Origin of the sequence: Pedobacter sp. (assembly GCF_041662865.1) — a bacterium.
Classification (GTDB): domain Bacteria; phylum Bacteroidota; class Bacteroidia; order Sphingobacteriales; family Sphingobacteriaceae; genus Pedobacter.
Window position 1 is genome coordinate 16,644 of record NZ_JBAZRL010000038.1, and the last position, 17,326, is coordinate 33,969.

The window sequence follows — 17,326 nt, forward strand, 5'->3', positions numbered from 1 at the left end:
TAATGAGGTATTTCAGAATATACTTCTTGCTTTTTACGAGTATTGGGGTATTGTATGCTTGTAGCAAAACGGAAATAATTAAGCCACAAACTGAAGAAATTCGGTTTGTGGTTCCTAATAACTTTCCAGATGCAGTGTACAAATTTGAAGGTAATACCTTAACAAATAATGGATTTGCTTTAGGTAAAAAACTATTTTATGATGTTAGATTATCTGGAGACAAAACGATTTCTTGTGGTAGTTGTCATCAGCAATTTGCTGGTTTTGCAAATTTAGATCACAAAGTAAGTCATGGAGTAAACAATTGTCTGGGTAAAAGAAATGCGCCAGTATTATTCAATTTAGCTTGGCAAAAAGAGTTCTTTTGGGATGGCGGCGCAAAAAATTTAGAAATTGTACCTATAAATGCAATCACAGACATCTGTGAAATGGGAACTGATTTAAATACGATCGTCAATTTTTTAAATACAACTAGTCCATATCCTCAGTTATTTAAAGATGTATTCGGCTCTGCAACTATAAATTCTCAGAATTTGTTAAAAGCATTAGCTCAGTTTACGGCTGCTATGGTTTCTTCAAATAGCAAATATGATAAAGTAATGCGAAACCCTCAGCAATATAGTTTTACAGCTGATGAACAACAAGGCTATCAGTTATTTAAGGAAAAATGTGCAAGTTGCCACACAGAACCTTTATTTACCAACTTAAACTACACCAGCAATGGCTTAGATTTAAACAGTGTTGATGAAGGAAGAAAAGTGATTACGGGTTTAGCAAGTGATAAAGGAAAATTCCGCGTACCAACGTTAAGGAATATCGAATTATCATCGCCGTATATGCACGATGGTCGTTTTAACACCTTGGAAAAAGTGTTAGAGCATTACAATTCTGGTATACAACACAGTGAAAATCTAGATCCTTCCTTAATTAAAAATTCACAACTCGGCATTCCATTATCCTCAATTCAAAAACAACAATTAATTAGTTTTTTAAAAACATTAACAGACGATGAATTTATCAAAAATAAAATTTTCAGTGAAAACTAAACTCGTACTATTTGCCCTAATCACTTTATCATTTAGTGCTTCTGCATGTGATATTTGTGGTTGTTTTATGGGCCTAACTCCTTATGATAATCAAAGTAGCGTCGGTTTATTATATCGTTATCGTTCATTTAGCGGATATAGTGGACAAAACCACTATACATTTCCTGGAGGAAGTAGTTTCTTTTTCCCTAAAAATGATAGAACTGCACCCTTAACGGAACACAATGGCAATCCGAACGATTATGAATTATACCGAATAATGGAAATTAGAGGCCGGTATTTTGTACATAAACGTATTGAACTGAATGCAATTATCCCTTATAATTCAAATAGTGAGCGATACAATGGCAATACTTCTTCTATTTCTGGAGTTGGGGATATTAATTTATTTGCTGGCTATCATTTAATTAGGAAATTAGATCAATCAACTTTTAATCAACGTTTAATTGTTGGCGCAGGTTTAAAATTACCTAGCGGGAAAAATGATCTAAAGACTACATCTGGTATTCGATATTCTGCCTTAATGCAACCAGGAACAGGAAGTACAGATGGTTTTGTGTACGCTAATTATTTAATAGGTTATAAAAAATTCGGCTTGAGTATAAATAGTTCTTATAAGATTAATGGAGAGAACAATGAAAGAGAAGGCATTGCTAATAGTAGCACTACATTTTTAAACCTTTTTTACACTCAAAAGATTAATAAAGACTGGCAGGTTACCCCTTCTATTCAGTTTTTTTATGAAAAATCTGCGGGAGAAACCTACAAAGGTGTAAAAACTGGGGAACACGAAATGAATAATTTAATGGCTGGTATTGGTGCAGATTTATACTATAAAAATATTGCTTTAAATATCGGAATTCAGAAAAATGCCTGGGAAGCTGAAACAGATCATCCACAAAGTGCCGCCAAAATATACTTGGGCTTAACTTACAATATCAATCAATTGTATTATTTATTAAAATCTTAACAAATACATTAACATACGTTAAACATTATTTTGTGTTTAACGTATGTTTGTAATCAAATTCAATCATCATGATAAAATTTAAAAACATCACAAGTATTCTTGCTTTATTATTTTTGGCAATCAGTTTTACTGCCTGCACAAACGAGAAAAAACTACCAATTTATGGTCAGCGTGAAGCTAAAATAATCAAAGAAAAAGATGGAACTGAAAGAGTAGATACGGTTTATCAAACTATCCCGGCATTCAAATTTTTAAATCAAGATAGCACATACATTACTCAAGATATGTTTAAAGGAAAAATATATGTAGCGGATTTCTTTTTCACTTCTTGTACTACAATTTGTCCAACTATGCATAGAAATCTTAAAACTGTGTATGAGCAATATAAAGGTAATCCTGACATCTTATTCTTATCACACACTATTGATTTTAAATACGATAAACCATCGGTGTTAAAGAAATATGCACAAAAATTAGGGGTGGATGTACCACAATGGCAATTTGTATACGGTAGCAAAGACGAAATTTATAATTTAGCTGAAAAGAGTTATCTAACTGTTGTTAAAGAAGATAGCACCGCAACTGACGGTTATATACATCAAGGTTGGTTGGTTTTAATTGATAAAGAAAAAAGAATGCGTGGTGCATATGACGGCACTAAAACCGAAGAAGTAGAAAAATTGAAAAAAGACATAGTAACTTTATTGGCTGAAGAAAAGAAATAATGCGCAAAATCATTTTACTTGTAGTTTTTTCTATTGCGATTTGTTCTATTATGTATTCTTGCCAAGATGCAAGTGAAATGGAACAAGCAAAATACATGACTGGTGGTAAAGATCTTTATATCGCCAATTGTCAGAATTGCCATGGAACAAATGGCGAAGGTTTAGGAGAATTAGCTCCTCCTTTAACTGACAGTACATTTTTGAAAGAAAAAAAATCACAATTAGCTTGCATTATTAAAAATGGCTCAAATAAAGGTGTTGTGATTAATGGAAAAAACTACCAAGGTAAAATGCCAGCATTTTCAAAATTACATGATATAGATTTAGCTCAGGTGATTGTATATGTCACTAATTCTTTTGGCAATAAACAAGGAATGTATACATATGAGCAAGTTGCTAAAGATTTGGTAAATTGTAAATAATACGCTATCGACTTTATATTCCTATCTTTGTAAAAAATACAAGCTGTTCTATCGCTGTTCTGCGTAAGTAGAAGAGAGGAAAGTCCGGGCAACATAGAGCATCTCGCTTCCTAACGGGAAGGCATTTGGGATTGAAGACCTGAATGACGGAAAGTGCCACAGAAAATATACCGCTCTAACTTGTTGGAGTAAGGGTGAAAACGTGAGGTAAGAGCTCACGAGCTCGTTAAGTGATTAACGTTTTGGTAAACCTCGGGAGTTGAAAGACCAAATAGGCTAACGTCCCTTGGGATAAAGGGTTGCTCGCTCGATGTTAGTGGGTAGGTCGTTAGAGATAAATGGCAACGTTTATAGTAGATTAATGATAGAATTCCGATTTATCGGGAACAGAACCCGGCTTATAGGCTTGTATTTTTTCTTTTTTTATTGCTTGAAAATTCTTTCATAGCTGTATAAAATCTTAGTAATAAACCTGATTGGATGGAAAGCCACAATGTTTCATTGTGCTTTAAGGAAAGCAGGATTAAAAAACTCAAGAATTTCAGATTTACTTTTCTAATAATTTATAAGTTCAAACCTTTAACCTATTTTAACGTTTATAAACTGTATAAAAAACTATACATTAAACAAAAAACAATATATTAGCATTCTATTTAAAAAATTAACTATCCATATGGCAAAACTGCTGATAATAGATGACGAGAGAGCGATTAGAAGTACTTTACGTGAAATTTTAGAATATGAAAGTTATGAAGTTGATGACATTGATAATGGCATTGATGGATTAGAACTGATTAAGAAAAACAACTACGATTTGGTATTGTGCGATATCAAAATGAATAAAATGGATGGTATGGAAGTGCTAGAAAATGCGCTTGTACTAAAACCAGATCTTCCTTTTATTATGATATCTGGCCATGGAACCGTAGAAACCGCAATTGAAGCGAGTAAAAAAGGTGCCTTTGATTTTGTTTCTAAACCACCTGATTTAAATAGATTATTAATTACCGTTCGTAACGCGTTAGATCGTGGAAATTTAGTTACAGAAACCAAAGTTTTAAAGCGTAGAGTTAGTAAGACTCGTCATATTTTAGGTGAATCGGATAGTATTAATAAAATTAAGGAAACTATTGAGCGTGTTGCTCCTACCGAAGCTCGTGTATTAATTACCGGTGCAAATGGTAGTGGTAAAGAATTAGTAGCGAGATGGATACACGAAAAATCTAACAGGGCTGAAAGTCCTTTAATTGAAGTAAACTGTGCTGCAATCCCATCAGAATTAATTGAAAGTGAGCTTTTCGGTCATGAAAAAGGTTCATTTACATCTGCGGTTAAACAACGAATTGGAAAATTTGAATTAGCTAATGGCGGAACTCTGTTTTTAGATGAAATTGGTGATATGAGCCTTTCTGCTCAGGCAAAAGTACTTCGGGCTTTGCAAGAACATAAAATTACACGTGTTGGTGGGGAAAAAGAGCAAGAGGTAAATGTGCGTGTAATTGCTGCGACTAATAAAGATTTAATGAAGGAGATTGAGGATGGGAATTTTAGAATGGACCTTTATCACCGTTTAAATGTTATTAATATTCATGTTCCACATTTAACAGAGCGTACAGACGATATTCCTGTAATTGCACAAAACTTTTTAGAAGAAATTTGTGGTGATTATGGTATGCCTGTTAAAAAGATTAGTGATGGAGCGATGAACGCTCTAAAAAATTTACCATGGACAGGAAATGTACGTGAGTTACATAATATGATTGAGCGTTTAATTATTTTAAGTGATAAAATAATTACCGAAAATGATGTGATTGCATTTGCAAATCCAACTGGCGGAACAAATATTGGTGCTGCTAACGGAAATGGTGCAGCTGCAACAAATGGTGGTGTTGCATTGAGCTATGAAAAATTCTCAAATTTCCAGGATTATAAAGATTATGCAGAGAAAGAATTTATCAAGTTCAAATTAGAAAAGAACAATTGGAATGTTTCTAAAACTGCTGATGATATTGAAATTCAACGCAGTCATTTATACAGTAAAATTGAAAAATTTGGCTTAAAAAGAGCTGAGTAAGGTCTTCAGTCAAAAGTTCAAAGCTTGGGTCTATTATGTTAAAATAGACTCAAGACTATAATATTCAGAGATAAAATAACTATTTTCTCTTCGCAATTAACTGTCTACCACGTACTAAAACTTTTTTTCGTTGCCGTGTGAGTGATAAATTAGCCGTGATTTTTTTATCCTCTACTAAATATTGATTGTAAGCAGCTAATATGTCTTTCTGAGAGATAAGTCCAATTATTTCGTTTTTACTTACAGATACAACGGGTGCATAATCTTGTTTGTTGACAAACAAAATTTCTAACGCTCGTTTAAGGGTATCCACATTGTTGATGTAGGATAGATTTCGTTTTACATTACTCGAAATAGTTTCTTGGGGATTAAGATTTTTAGCAATTAGGTTTTGAATATTCAAAACACCATCAAACGATCCTTCACCATTCTTAACTAAAAAATGATTTTGTTTAACATGCTTGTTTTTCAAGATATTCAATACACTTTGAATGGTATCTTCACTGTTTAATACAAATTCATCTTTTTTAATAACTTGCTCAGCGTTCATTTTACTTAAAACATCTGGTTCGTAAGAATCAGGAGTTATAATTCCTCTTCTTGCAATTTTCTCCGTCATAATTGTATTTTCCATAAAGAAAAAAGAAACCAGATAAGAACCAGTGCAAGCCCCAAGTAAAGGTAACAATGCGTTAGATTGCATGGTGGCTTCTAGTGCAAAAGTGATGCTAGTTAAATATGCTCGTGATGCTCCAGCAAACATTGCCGACATACCAATTAATGCCGCCATAGGAATGTTAATGCCAGAATTAGGGAATGCTAACAAAATCAAACTTCCTAAAATTGCACCAGCCGCTCCTCCTATAGTTAGTAATGGCGCTAATGTACCTCCAGAAGTCCCACTACCTAACGCAATTGACCAAGACAAAAACTTGAAAAAACACAAACTCACCATTAAAATCAAGGTAGTTTTTCCTTCAAGCATAGCGGTGATATTATCGTAACCAACACCAAGTGTATGTGGCGAAAAATAGCCAATTACACCTACAGCAATACCTCCTACAGCAGGCCACCATACCCAATGAATAGGTATTTTTTCAAATGTATCTTCTATAAAATATACAATTTTGGTTAAACCAATAGAGATAAAACCAATTACGATACCTACTGAACTGTAAATACCTAGAGCTACATTAGATGGAACTACAAGATCTGGCATTGGAAATACAGGACCAGATTCAAACAACAAATGATGACCGGCTGCACCTGTAATACATGCTAAAGCTACTGGTAATATCGCTTTTGGTGAAAATTCAAATAGCAAAAGTTCGATGGCTAAAAATATTGCGGCAATTGGTGTTCCAAATACAGCGGACATACCTGCAGTTGCTCCGGCAGCTAGTATTATTTTACGTTCATTCGAATTTATTTTAAATAACTGGCCTAATGTAGAACCCAAAGCTCCTCCAGTTGCAATTATTGGTCCTTCTGCGCCAAAGGGGCCTCCTGTTCCTATTGCAATAGCAGATGAAAGTGGTTTTAAAATAGTAATTGAGGGTTTAATTTTACTCTGATTAACGAGGATTTGTTCCATAGCTTCTGGAATACCGTGTCCTCTAATTGCTTTGGAACCATGCAATGCCATGAAGCCAACTATTACACCCCCAATTATTGGTATCACAATTACCCATAATCCTAAATTATTATCCGCAGGACTATGAAACTCTCCATTAAACTGACCGAAGAAAGAAATATTAGTTACTAGATTGATTAAATAAATTAAAAATTTAGCAATTAGACTGATGAAAATTGCAACTAAAATAGAAAGTGCAGAAATTTTAAGTAGACTTTTTTTGGCTATAAAGGAGCGCTTAGATTCAAATGCTTTATTTTCTAAATTGCCTAGGCTAGTGGAGATTGGAATACCAACATCAATTTTATGTTTCATAAACTGCGGTAGTTATACATCAATTTTAAAGATGCATTTAAATATTTTGCAAAAGTAGAAAACGAAAAGCGTTATTCCAATAATAATATTGTTAATACAATATAATTTACCTAAATATTAATTAAATATTTGTATTAAATATTGTTAATTTAATATAATTTATATAGTATACTTAGTGATTATTAATGATTATTATTGCATTTTAATATACCCAAATGAAATTAAGTTCGACAAAATGTGATCAAAGCACCTGCTTTCTATGTCAGTCTGTTTTAAAAAGCTGGCAACCACTTATTGCTTTAAACAAGAAAAACTTTGAATTTAAAAAAGGACAACAAATTTTTAAGGAAGGAGATCCTGTAAACGGTATCTTTTTTGTTTACGAGGGTAAAGTAAAAGTTCACAAGTACTGGGATGAAGAAAAAGAATTTATTGTTCGCTTTGCCAATAAAGGTGATATCCTTGGTCATCTAGGACTTGGTGTAGAGAATTTTTATCCAGTTTCAGCAACAACGTTAGAAAAAGTTGTTGTTTGTTATTTGGAAATGGATTTTTTCGAATCTACACTAGAAGTAAACTCTAAATTAACATATAATTTAATGCGATTTTTTGCAAACGAACTGCAAAATAACGATAGGAGAATGAGAGATTTAGCACATATGGCTGTGAAGGCTCGCATTGCTCAATCTTTTCTTTCACTTAAAAATCAATTTGGTATTGATGAAAATAATTTCATCAATTTAGAAATCACAAGACAAGATTTATCAGCATTTTCCGGTCTTTCTTATGAGACCTTTTTTAAGGTAATGGTCGAGCTAAATGAGCAAAACGGTGTCATTGCAGTTGATAAACACTACAAAATTATTGATGAAAATCTCTTGCTAAAAATTGTTCAAGATGATCAACAAAAACAAGTTGCTAAGAGAAAGATTAAATAAATCTATTTACTAAGAATCGAACTTATCTAAAAGTTTTAAAAGCGTTGTAAAATCCTTAGGATAAGGAGCTTCAATTGTAATATCTTGATCATCTAACCCTTTGAAAGTGATTTCTTTAGCGTGAAGTGCAAAACGTTTCATAATCGGTTGCTCTTCTTCATCTTTAGCTAAACGATATCCTTTTTTAATAGCTGATAAAAAAACAGGCTTACCTTTGTACATATGATCGCCACAAATAGCAGCACGTTGCGTAGCAAGGTGAATACGAATTTGGTGCATCCTCCCTGTAACCGGCTTACATTCTACCAATGTATAATGCTTGTAATTTTTGATAGAATTGAAATACGTTTCTGCTCGTTTGCCTTCGGCTCTATCAATAGTTACGTTTTTATTGCCGTCGTTTAAAATTGGTAAATCAACAAATAAATTGTCAAATTGATATTGTCCGTCCACCACAGCGTGATAAATTTTCTTTACCTTCCTTCTTTCAAATTGCATAGACAAATGACGATATGCGTCAGGGTTTTTAGCAATTACGATGGCACCTGAAGTTTCTTTATCTAATCGGTGACAAACTTGTGCGTCCGCTGAATATTGTTTGGCTAAACGCAAGATGTTCACTTCACCAGCTGCGCCACGTTCATCTAAAGAAGCAACAAAAGGAGGTTTATTTACAACGACATAATCATCGTTTTCAAAAATAATAAGATCTTTAAAATTTGGGTATTTCACTCTGTGTTATTAAGTATATGCACAAAAGTACAAAAAAAGCAACAAGGTCTTAGTGAAACACCAAGACCTTGTCAATATTTACATATACAAAATATGAATTTAATTAGGAAAGCTCAAACTTATAGCCCACTCCTTTTACAGTAGCAACATAGTTTTCGCCCAGTTTTTCACGTAATTTGCGAATGTGAACATCAATAGTACGATTGGTCACTACAACAGAATCTTCCCAAATGTTTTTAAGAATCGATTCTCTGGTATAAACTTTTCCTGGTTTTGAAGCTAATAAATATAATAACTCAAACTCCTTTTTAGCTAACACTACTTTCTCTCCATTTTGAAAAACTAAATAAGCTTCTCTATCAATTACTAAATCGCCTATTTCAACTTTGTTATCAGAAACTTCTTCGCCACTAGAGTTTCTACGGAGAATAGCATTAATTCGACTAACTAGAGCTCTTGGTTTAATTGGTTTTGCGATATAATCATCTGCACCTACGTTAAAACCAGCAATTTCCGAATATTCTTCACTCCTAGCAGTTAAAAACACCATAAATGTATTTTTAAACTCTGGAATAGCTCTCATTAAACGACAAGCTTCAATTCCATCCATTTTAGGCATCATGATATCTAAAATGATTAAATCGGGATGAACTTTCTTTGCAACTGAAATTCCATCTTGACCATTACTTGCTAAAAATACCTGATAACCTTCTTTTTTTAAGTTGTACTCAATCAGCTCTAAAATATCTGGTTCATCATCAACAATTAATATTTTTTGTTTCGCTGTACTCATCGCTTGTTTTATTTGTTACGAAAGTAAGTATACTATTGCACTATTTAGTTAAAATGAAGTTAACAAATTGTTAAAACACGTAATAATTTTAACATGAAATTAGGTTTAAGGTAAGGTTTTGTTTAAGAATGCTTCCAATTCCTCTCCTCTTAAATTTCTAGCTATAATTTTTCCATTAGGGTCTAAAAGAAATGATGCAGGGATAGCTTCTACTTGATATAACCTAACTGTTGGCCCTTCAAAATCAGCTAATTCACTTGCATGATTCCATGTTAAACCATCTTGTTGAATTGCCTGAGCCCAAGCCGCTTTATCCTTATCTAAGGAAATACCTAAAATAGTGAAATTTCTATCTTTAAACTTATTGTAGGCTTTAACCACATTAGGATTTTCATTTCTGCATGGTCCGCACCATGAAGCCCAAAAATCAATCAATACAAATTTACCTTTAAAATCTTTTAAATTTATTGTTTTTCCATCAATAGAATTCATGCTAAATTCTGGTGCTTGTTGTCCAACTTGTACAGCTTTTAATTTAGAAACTTTTTCTACAAAGGTTTTTACGGCTGGATTTTTCTTTAAATTCTCATCAACTTTCTCTGCGTAAGTTACCATAGCAGCTTCATTTCCTGTCGGATTAACCAAGCTAATTGCATAAAAACTTACCAATGATTTGGTATTGTCGTTCGCAAATTTGATTACAGCTCCGTTTAAATCGTGAATAGCCTTCATGTATTGAGGTGTAATTTCTTGAACTAATGCTTCTCTACTATCTGGATTTGCTGCTACTTTTTGCTCAAAATCATTTTTTATAGTTTCTATTTTTGCAGAATAGGAGCTTTTCAAGCTGTTAAATTCCTCTAGTTTAACAGCATCTTCAGCACCTTTCATTTTATATTCATGATTTTTATTTGCTAAATCAGCATTAAAAATAACCTCATCGCCATTTTTAGCAATAATCATATATTCATTTGCACCAATATTAATGCGGTAAAAATCTGCCTCTGGAGAAACTCTTGAGAACTTAAACTCACCCTTTTCAGATAAAATTGTTGAGTCTAAAATAACCATATTACTGCTTGCCATGCCATATAGGTAAACCTTCTTTTCTGTTCCAGGATTCTCAATTTTCCCGTCAATCGTAAACTTCGTTGTGTCTTTACACGCTGTCGCTAATGCAACAATCAAACATAAAATATAGCTTAACCTCTTCATATTTATTTTAATTTTTCTATTATTAAATCACTTACTTTCTTAGCATCTGCTTTGCCTTTTGCTAGTTTCATTACTTCGCCAACAAACAAACCTAAAACGCCTTTTTTGCCAGTTTTGTATGCCTCTACTTGAGGTTTATATTTAGCTAAAACTTCATCAATTAATTCACTAACAGCCTCATTGTCTTCAACAATTAATAAATTTAATTCTGCTGCTAAGCTTTCTACTGTTTTATTTTGATCAGCAACCAAAGCAGGTAAAAGCTTTTGTAGTGCATTTTGCTGGCTTATTCTTTTATCGTCAACAAAATTAATTACCTCAGCTAACTGATTAGGTTTCACTTTATAAGTGGCAATACTAATTCCTTCTTCATTCAGTAGTGCCCTTATAGATCCTAAAAGCCAGTTAACCAAGCTTTTTTTATTATTTACTTTTGTTTTTGCTAAATTAAAATAGTTAAATAAATCCGTATCTTCTGCCAACATATTCGCTTCTGATTTGTCAATCCCAAATTCGGTAACCAATTGTTTAGCAAGTTCTTTTGGTAAAGCAGGCATAGCTGATTTGATTTCAGTTAACCATTCGTCAGAAATAGAAATAGGCTGTAAATCTGGATCTGGAAAGTAGCGGTAATCATTTGCCTCTTCTTTTGTCCGCATTGGCGATGTTGTACCTTTATCTGCATCAAAATTTAAGGTACTTTGAATAATTTTTCCACCATTTTCTATCACTTCAACTTGTCTATGAAATTCAAACTCCATAGCTCTACGTACGTTTCTTATAGAGTTTAGGTTTTTTACCTCGCAACGTGTCCCAAATTCCTTAGAACCATTTTCACGTATAGAAATATTGGCATCGCAACGTAAAGAACCTTCCTCCATGTTTCCATCACTTACGTTTAAATGACGTACTAATTGCCTAATTTCTGTAAGTAAGGCTGATGCTTCTTCCGCACTGCGAATATCTGGTTCTGTTACAATTTCAATTAACGGAACTCCAGCTCTATTTAAATCTACATAAGAATATTTCGCATCTTGATCGTGCAAACTTTTACCAGCATCTTCCTCTAAGTGAATTCTATTAATACCAATTCGTTTTTCTTCGCCATTCGCTAACACCACATCTAAATATCCCTTTTTACAAATTGGGCTATTGTCTTGAGTTATTTGATATCCCTTTGGTAAATCGGCGTAAAAGTAGTTTTTACGATCAAAAAAATTATGTTGGTTGATTTCGCAGTTTAAAGCCAAGCCAATTCTAATCGCCTTAGCAACTACTTCTTTATTTAATTTGGGCAAAGCACCAGGCAGGGCCAAAGAAACTGCCGAGATATGTTCGTTGGGTTTTGCACCAAAAGCGGCACTATCTGAAGAAAATATTTTTGATTGTGTATTTAACTGTACATGTATTTCTAAACCAGAAACTAATTCGAATGCTACACTTTCAGTTGCAGTTTTTGTACTCATTAATGGGCAATATCTATTAAAATGATCATTTAATGTAGCCCAAAGATATGCAAATATGTATCAATTCTATTGTTAAAGGGCAACAATCTACTTATGGCACAAAATTGGATTTGATAGTAATACACACAAAAATTTTAAAACTATGAAAAAGTTAATCCTTTTAGCTGTGTTAGGAATCGTAGCAGCTACTTATCAACCCGCAAAAGCTCAAGTTAGCATTAGTTTAAACATCGGAACACCTACTTACTATGGATATAATTCTTATTATACCCCTCCTAGAGAAGTAGTTTATGTAGAAAGATCTCATAAATATTATCCCAAAAGAAGTGTAGTAGTTTACAGGGCACAACCTGTTGTTCATCGTTCTCATTATCGTAATTATAGACCAGCAAATAGATATTATTCTGTTAAGCAAGTAAATTATAAACATTACTATAAATCTAATGGACACTCAAAAAGTCATGGAAGAGGAAGACATTAATTTCACAATCTAAATAACAAAAAATGAAAAAGTTAATCTTAATAGCCTTACTAGGTTTCGTATCGTTATTTCAAAATAATGCAAATGCACAAGTTAGTTTAAACGTAAATATTGGATCTCAACCATTATGGGGACCAGTAGGTTACGATCATGTTGACTATTATTATTTACCTGATGTAGAAAGTTATTATTCTGTACCTAAGCATCAATTTGTTTATTTAGATAATGGAAATTGGGTTTTTAATAACTCATTACCAGCTAGATATACTAATTACAATTTATACAATGGTTATAAGGTTGTAGTTAACGGAAACAGACCATATTTAAATTTTAATACGCACAAAGTAAAATATGTAAAGTATAAAAACTGGGGTGGCAAACAATCGGTAATCAAAAACAGTAATAATAAAAAATACTTTGTTGTAAAAGGTCATCCTCATGGGATGCCTCCTGGACAAGCCAAAAAAATGTATAATGGCAAGGGAAATAATGGAAATGGAAACGGAAAAGGCAATAACGGTAAAGGAAAGCATTAGTTAATGCATCATAAAAAAGCCTCGATCATTGATCGAGGCTTTTTTTTATTTATTATTTCTAAACTATAAAATTCTTTGCTTTTTCTAACACACTAGCCAAACCTGCAGCGTTCTTTCCACCAGCAGTTGCATAAAATGGCTGACCTCCTCCTCCACCTTGAATTTCTTTACCAAGTTCGCGTACAATTTTTGCAGCGTTTAAACTTTCTGAAACAATATTTTCTGAAATCATTACTGTAATTCCAGGTTTATCATCGATTAAAGTAGTAAGTACCAAATACAAATCTGGAACGAGAGCTTTAACCTCAAAAGCAAGGTTTTTTACAGCTTCAGCATTTGGCAAATCAACTTGTGCTGCAATAAAATTGATGCTATTAATATTTTCAGCTTTATCAGCGATGGCTTGCTTCATATCTCCTGCTTTAGCTAAAATACTTTTTTCAACTTCTTTCTTTAGTTTCGCATTTTCCTCCAATAAAGCTTGTACAGCAAGGCTTATATTCTGATTTCCTTTTAATAAACCCTTTAACTGATTTAATTCTTTGTTTTGGTTGACGATAAATTGTTCTGCTTTTTCCGCAGTAATTGCTTCGATACGACGAACACCTGCAGCCACAGCACTTTCTGAAACAATTTTGAAATAACCAATTTGCCCAGTTGCTTTTACGTGTGTACCGCCGCAAAGTTCTTTAGAAAAATGATCATCGAAAGTAATTACACGAACAAAATCGCCATACTTTTCGCCAAATAAAGCAGTTACACCAGAGTTAATAGCTTCATCATAAGGCACATTTCGTTGTTCTTTTAAGTGAATGTTTTCTCTAATTTTCTGATTAACGATATGCTCAATTTGTGCCAAATCTTCATCACCAATTTTAGCGAAGTGTGAAAAATCGAAACGTAAATTATCTGAATTAACTAAACTTCCTTTTTGATTTACGTGCGAACCCAAAACTTTCTTTAGAGCTGCATGCAATAAGTGAGTTGCGGAGTGGTTATCTTCTGTTAAAACTCTTTTATCTTCATCAATTACTGCCCAAAACTTACCATCCACATCTGTTGGCAAGGTATCTGTATAATGTACAATTACCCCATTTTCTTTTTTGGTATCGGTAATGTCTACCCAAAACTGACGACTATGATCTTCTAAACGTCCAACATCTCCAACTTGACCGCCACTTTCTGCATAAAAAGGTGTTTGGCGTAAAACGATTTGATATTGTTCCTTACCTTTTGCACTTACTTTACGGTATTTTAAAATCTCGGTCTCAATCTCTGTTAAATCATAACCCACAAATTCAGTATCGTTATCTTGATTTACAATTACCCAATCTCCAGTATCAATTGCAGTTGCAGCACGAGAACGGTTTTTTTGTTCTGTTAGGGCTTTGTTAAATTCTTCTATATTAACAGAAAGGCCTTTTTCACGTGCCATTAACTCTGTTAAATCTATTGGAAAGCCAAAGGTATCATATAACAAAAACGAAAAATTACCGGAAATAGAATTTAGTGGAACATTTTCTATTGATGAACCATCATAATCAAAACCATATCCATGACCTTTACTATTAGCAGGAATAACTGTATTATTTAAATGGCTTTCAAAAAGTGTTATTCCCTTCTCCAAAGTCCTCAAAAAGGAAACCTCTTCTTCTAAAACAACTTTTTGAACAAAGTCTTTTTGTAAATACAGTTCATCAAAAACGCCTTTAAATTGTTCAGCTAAAACTGGCACTAATTGATTTAAGAAAGGCTCTTTTAAGTTTAAGAAAGTATAGGCATAACGTACTGCTCTACGTAAAATACGACGGATTACGTAGCCTGCTTTATTATTTGAAGGTAATTGTCCATCTGCAATTACAAAAGAGATTGCTCTGATGTGATCTGCCATTACACGCATTGCTACAGCTTCGTTCCAACCTTTATCTCCTGGTTCAGCACTACTGCTATATTCAAATCCAGATTTTTCTGAAATATATTGAATTAACGGTTGAAAAACATCGGTATCATAGTTTGAGGTTTTGCCTTGTAAAACTCGAACCAAACGTTCAAAACCCATTCCTGTATCTACGTGTTGAGCAGGTAGAGGTTTTAAAGAACCGTCTTTAACACGGTTAAATTGCATAAATACATTATTCCAAATCTCAATAACTTGAGGATGATCTGCATTAACTAAATCTTTTCCACTAGATGCGTTTCTTTCTACCAACGGGCGACAATCTACATGGATTTCTGAGCAAGGCCCACAAGGTCCTGTATCCCCCATTTCCCAAAAATTATCCTTTTTATTTCCTAGAATAATTCGGTCTTCATCAACATATTGTTTCCATAACTCAAAAGCTTCAGTATCTCTAGGTAAACCTTCCTTTTCATCCCCCTCAAAAATAGAAACGTACAATTGGTCTTTCGGAATTTTATATACTTCTGTTAGCAGTTCCCAACTCCAAGCAATGGCTTCTTTTTTAAAATAATCGCCAAAACTCCAATTGCCCAGCATTTCGAACATAGTATGGTGATAGGTATCAATGCCTACCTCTTCTAAATCGTTATGTTTGCCAGAAACACGTAAACAACGTTGTGTATCAGCTACACGAGGATATTTAATTGCAGCCTCGCCCAAAAACAAATCTTTAAATTGGTTCATTCCAGCATTGGTAAACATTAAAGTTGGGTCGTTTTTAACCACTATTGGTGCCGATGGCACAATGTGATGCTGTTTACTTTTGAAAAAATCTAAATAGGTTTGTCTTATTTCTTTTGCTGTCATTCTGTGTAGAAAATTTGGAAGAACAAAATTAAAATTTTATTGCGGTATTCTACTAAAATCCCTTTACATTTGAATACTTTAAGTAAAACCTGCAAACAATTCATAATCAGATTAAAACATGCCGTACAAAGACAGAGAAATTAATAAAATGTATTATACTATGGGCGAGGTTACCGAAATGTTTGGCGTAAATGCCTCACAAATTAGGTTTTATGAAAAGGAATTTGACGTATTGCAGCCTAAGAAAAACAAAAAAGGAAATCGTCTTTTTACTCCTGAAGATATCGAAAACTTAAAGATTATTTTTCATCTTGTGGATGATAAAGGTTTTACGTTAAAAGGTGCCAAAGACCATTTAAAAAACAACAATAGCGAGGTTAAAGAAAACCAAAAAGTTATTGCTTCGTTAGAAAAATTGAAAGATTTTTTATTAAAATTAAACGAAGAAATCTAATTCGTTAAATTAACTATTTATTATTAGTCTCTTGCACTTAAAATAGTCATTTTATTGCTTTTAACTAGTGTGTTATTTGCATAAAACTGATTGCTTTTAAAAATCAAATTCATATTAAGATTTACCTCATTGTTGTTTGAAAGAGAAGCTAAAGCAAAATTTGGTTCTTTGTGATATTCACTTAATTTTATTGATTTACGACCACTCAATGTAATGCTTTCGTCGCTATTCATTACAAAACTAAATTCCATATCTGTTCTACTGCTTATACCACCTACATTTAAAACTCCAACTGCATGAATCATTTTCATCACTGGCAAAATCATTACATGAGTAAGTTTAAAACTTATACCATCTTTATTTAGCGTTTGATTTATTGAGTTACCAGCAGCGTTAGCAATTGGCAAGGCAAGTTCGAAAGAGTTAATTTCATCTAACACGCCATCTTTAACTATAAAATTACCTTCAGCTGTCAACGTACTTGATATATTCTGATTTGAATCAACAGATATTTTGATTTGTGAATCTCCTTCTACTTTATAAGGAGTTTGTGCTTTAGCACTTTGTGTGAATAGTAAACCAGTTAGTATAAGTAAAAATAAAGTAATGCTTTTGTAACTGGTAAATGGATTTGATTCGGCATTGTAGTAGTTCTTCATCTCTTTAATGTTAAGGAATAAGTTTCGTTTGTGTTTATCTGGTAAGATGAAAAATTAAATTTCACATTTTCATCGTGCCATAAATCTAATATACCGTAAA

At 33.1% G+C, this 17,326-nt stretch carries 16 protein-coding genes and 1 other RNA gene; 10 read left to right on the plus strand and 7 right to left on the minus strand.

The features are described from left to right. Nucleotides 1–2: 2 nt before the first annotated feature. The 6 genes from WC622_RS12355 (at nucleotide 3) to WC622_RS12380 (ending at nucleotide 5,237) form a co-directional block, all read left to right on the plus strand. On the plus strand, nucleotides 3–1,046 hold the full coding sequence (locus WC622_RS12355; RefSeq protein ID WP_372820007.1) for a cytochrome-c peroxidase: 1,044 nt from the start codon (nucleotides 3–5) through the stop codon (nucleotides 1,044–1,046). Beyond that, a complete protein-coding gene (locus WC622_RS12360) occupies nucleotides 1,036–2,016 on the plus strand; it encodes a hypothetical protein (protein ID WP_372820008.1) in 981 nt (326 codons plus the stop codon). Before WC622_RS12355 ends, WC622_RS12360 begins: the two co-directional genes overlap by 11 nt. A 68-nt stretch (nucleotides 2,017–2,084) precedes the next feature. Beyond that, nucleotides 2,085–2,741, plus strand: coding sequence for an SCO family protein (locus WC622_RS12365; protein ID WP_372820009.1), 657 nt, complete (start codon nucleotides 2,085–2,087; stop codon nucleotides 2,739–2,741). Next, on the plus strand, nucleotides 2,741–3,163 hold the full coding sequence (locus tag WC622_RS12370; protein ID WP_372820010.1) for a cytochrome c: 423 nt from the start codon (nucleotides 2,741–2,743) through the stop codon (nucleotides 3,161–3,163). Before WC622_RS12365 ends, WC622_RS12370 begins: the two co-directional genes overlap by 1 nt. A gap of 35 nt (nucleotides 3,164–3,198) precedes the next feature. Then, nucleotides 3,199–3,580: RNase P RNA component class A (gene rnpB / locus WC622_RS12375), an RNA gene on the plus strand. A 256-nt stretch (nucleotides 3,581–3,836) separates the two neighbouring features. Then, nucleotides 3,837–5,237: a sigma-54-dependent transcriptional regulator gene (locus WC622_RS12380; RefSeq protein ID WP_372820011.1), complete on the plus strand. Its 1,401-nt coding sequence runs from the start codon at nucleotides 3,837–3,839 to the stop codon at nucleotides 5,235–5,237. A gap of 79 nt (nucleotides 5,238–5,316) precedes the next feature. On the opposite strand, the gene WC622_RS12385 is transcribed toward WC622_RS12380, so the two are convergent. Continuing rightward, nucleotides 5,317–7,185 (minus strand): chloride channel protein, encoded by a 1,869-nt coding sequence (locus WC622_RS12385; RefSeq protein ID WP_372820012.1) that lies wholly within the window; start codon nucleotides 7,183–7,185, stop codon nucleotides 5,317–5,319. 215 nt (nucleotides 7,186–7,400) lie between these two features. On the opposite strand from WC622_RS12385, the gene WC622_RS12390 reads away from it, so the two are divergent. Beyond that, nucleotides 7,401–8,123 carry a Crp/Fnr family transcriptional regulator gene (locus WC622_RS12390; protein ID WP_372820013.1) on the plus strand — a complete coding sequence of 241 codons (723 nt, stop codon included), beginning with the start codon at nucleotides 7,401–7,403 and terminating at the stop codon, nucleotides 8,121–8,123. 9 nt (nucleotides 8,124–8,132) lie between these two features. Here WC622_RS12390 and WC622_RS12395 read toward each other — a convergent pair whose 3' ends face one another. The 4 genes from WC622_RS12395 to gatB all read right to left on the minus strand — a co-directional run bounded on the left by WC622_RS12395 (nucleotide 8,133) and on the right by gatB (nucleotide 12,329). Further along, nucleotides 8,133–8,855, minus strand: coding sequence for an RluA family pseudouridine synthase (locus WC622_RS12395; protein WP_372820014.1), 723 nt, complete (start codon nucleotides 8,853–8,855; stop codon nucleotides 8,133–8,135). Nucleotides 8,856–8,958: 103 nt separating this feature from the next. Next, on the minus strand, nucleotides 8,959–9,648 hold the full coding sequence (locus WC622_RS12400) for a response regulator transcription factor (RefSeq protein WP_372820015.1): 690 nt from the start codon (nucleotides 9,646–9,648) through the stop codon (nucleotides 8,959–8,961). 105 nt (nucleotides 9,649–9,753) lie between these two features. Beyond that, complete coding sequence (locus WC622_RS12405) at nucleotides 9,754–10,863, minus strand: redoxin domain-containing protein (RefSeq protein ID WP_372820016.1); 1,110 nt, start codon at nucleotides 10,861–10,863, stop codon at nucleotides 9,754–9,756. 2 nt (nucleotides 10,864–10,865) lie between these two features. Continuing rightward, nucleotides 10,866–12,329: an Asp-tRNA(Asn)/Glu-tRNA(Gln) amidotransferase subunit GatB gene (gatB, locus tag WC622_RS12410; RefSeq protein WP_372820017.1), complete on the minus strand. Its 1,464-nt coding sequence runs from the start codon at nucleotides 12,327–12,329 to the stop codon at nucleotides 10,866–10,868. 142 nt (nucleotides 12,330–12,471) lie between these two features. Here gatB and WC622_RS12415 point away from each other — a divergent pair, with 142 nt between their 5' ends. Further along, nucleotides 12,472–12,810 carry a hypothetical protein gene (locus WC622_RS12415; protein ID WP_372820018.1) on the plus strand — a complete coding sequence of 113 codons (339 nt, stop codon included), beginning with the start codon at nucleotides 12,472–12,474 and terminating at the stop codon, nucleotides 12,808–12,810. Between the two features lie 23 nt (nucleotides 12,811–12,833). Next, on the plus strand, nucleotides 12,834–13,346 hold the full coding sequence (locus WC622_RS12420) for a hypothetical protein (protein WP_372820019.1): 513 nt from the start codon (nucleotides 12,834–12,836) through the stop codon (nucleotides 13,344–13,346). 58 nt (nucleotides 13,347–13,404) lie between these two features. On the opposite strand, the gene alaS is transcribed toward WC622_RS12420, so the two are convergent. Then, entirely contained in the window at nucleotides 13,405–16,113 is a 2,709-nt protein-coding gene (gene alaS, locus WC622_RS12425; RefSeq protein ID WP_372820020.1) for an alanine--tRNA ligase, read from the minus strand. Between the two features lie 118 nt (nucleotides 16,114–16,231). Between alaS and WC622_RS12430 the strand changes: the two genes are divergently transcribed. Next, entirely contained in the window at nucleotides 16,232–16,567 is a 336-nt protein-coding gene (locus WC622_RS12430; protein WP_372820021.1) for a MerR family transcriptional regulator, read from the plus strand. Nucleotides 16,568–16,590: 23 nt separating this feature from the next. Here the strand turns inward: WC622_RS12430 and WC622_RS12435 are convergent, their stop codons facing one another. Next, nucleotides 16,591–17,226 carry a hypothetical protein gene (locus tag WC622_RS12435; protein WP_372820022.1) on the minus strand — a complete coding sequence of 212 codons (636 nt, stop codon included), beginning with the start codon at nucleotides 17,224–17,226 and terminating at the stop codon, nucleotides 16,591–16,593. Between the last annotated feature and the right edge of the window lie 100 nt (nucleotides 17,227–17,326).

What these genes read in the sequence shown, in the direction of transcription:
- WC622_RS12355 (WP_372820007.1), top strand. Translation starts at nt 3, where the DNA reads ATGAGGTATTTCAGAATATACTTCTTGCTTTTTACGAGTATTGGGGTA.
- WC622_RS12365 (WP_372820009.1), top strand. Translation starts at nt 2,085, where the DNA reads ATGATAAAATTTAAAAACATCACAAGTATTCTTGCTTTATTATTTTTG.
- WC622_RS12370 (WP_372820010.1), top strand. Translation starts at nt 2,741, where the DNA reads ATGCGCAAAATCATTTTACTTGTAGTTTTTTCTATTGCGATTTGTTCT.
- WC622_RS12380 (WP_372820011.1), top strand. Translation starts at nt 3,837, where the DNA reads ATGGCAAAACTGCTGATAATAGATGACGAGAGAGCGATTAGAAGTACT.
- WC622_RS12385 (WP_372820012.1), bottom strand. Translation starts at nt 7,185, where the DNA reads ATGAAACATAAAATTGATGTTGGTATTCCAATCTCCACTAGCCTAGGC.
- WC622_RS12390 (WP_372820013.1), top strand. Translation starts at nt 7,401, where the DNA reads ATGAAATTAAGTTCGACAAAATGTGATCAAAGCACCTGCTTTCTATGT.
- WC622_RS12400 (WP_372820015.1), bottom strand. Translation starts at nt 9,648, where the DNA reads ATGAGTACAGCGAAACAAAAAATATTAATTGTTGATGATGAACCAGAT.
- WC622_RS12405 (WP_372820016.1), bottom strand. Translation starts at nt 10,863, where the DNA reads ATGAAGAGGTTAAGCTATATTTTATGTTTGATTGTTGCATTAGCGACA.
- gatB (WP_372820017.1), bottom strand. Translation starts at nt 12,329, where the DNA reads ATGAGTACAAAAACTGCAACTGAAAGTGTAGCATTCGAATTAGTTTCT.
- WC622_RS12415 (WP_372820018.1), top strand. Translation starts at nt 12,472, where the DNA reads ATGAAAAAGTTAATCCTTTTAGCTGTGTTAGGAATCGTAGCAGCTACT.
- WC622_RS12420 (WP_372820019.1), top strand. Translation starts at nt 12,834, where the DNA reads ATGAAAAAGTTAATCTTAATAGCCTTACTAGGTTTCGTATCGTTATTT.
- alaS (WP_372820020.1), bottom strand. Translation starts at nt 16,113, where the DNA reads ATGACAGCAAAAGAAATAAGACAAACCTATTTAGATTTTTTCAAAAGT.
- WC622_RS12430 (WP_372820021.1), top strand. Translation starts at nt 16,232, where the DNA reads ATGCCGTACAAAGACAGAGAAATTAATAAAATGTATTATACTATGGGC.
- WC622_RS12435 (WP_372820022.1), bottom strand. Translation starts at nt 17,226, where the DNA reads ATGAAGAACTACTACAATGCCGAATCAAATCCATTTACCAGTTACAAA.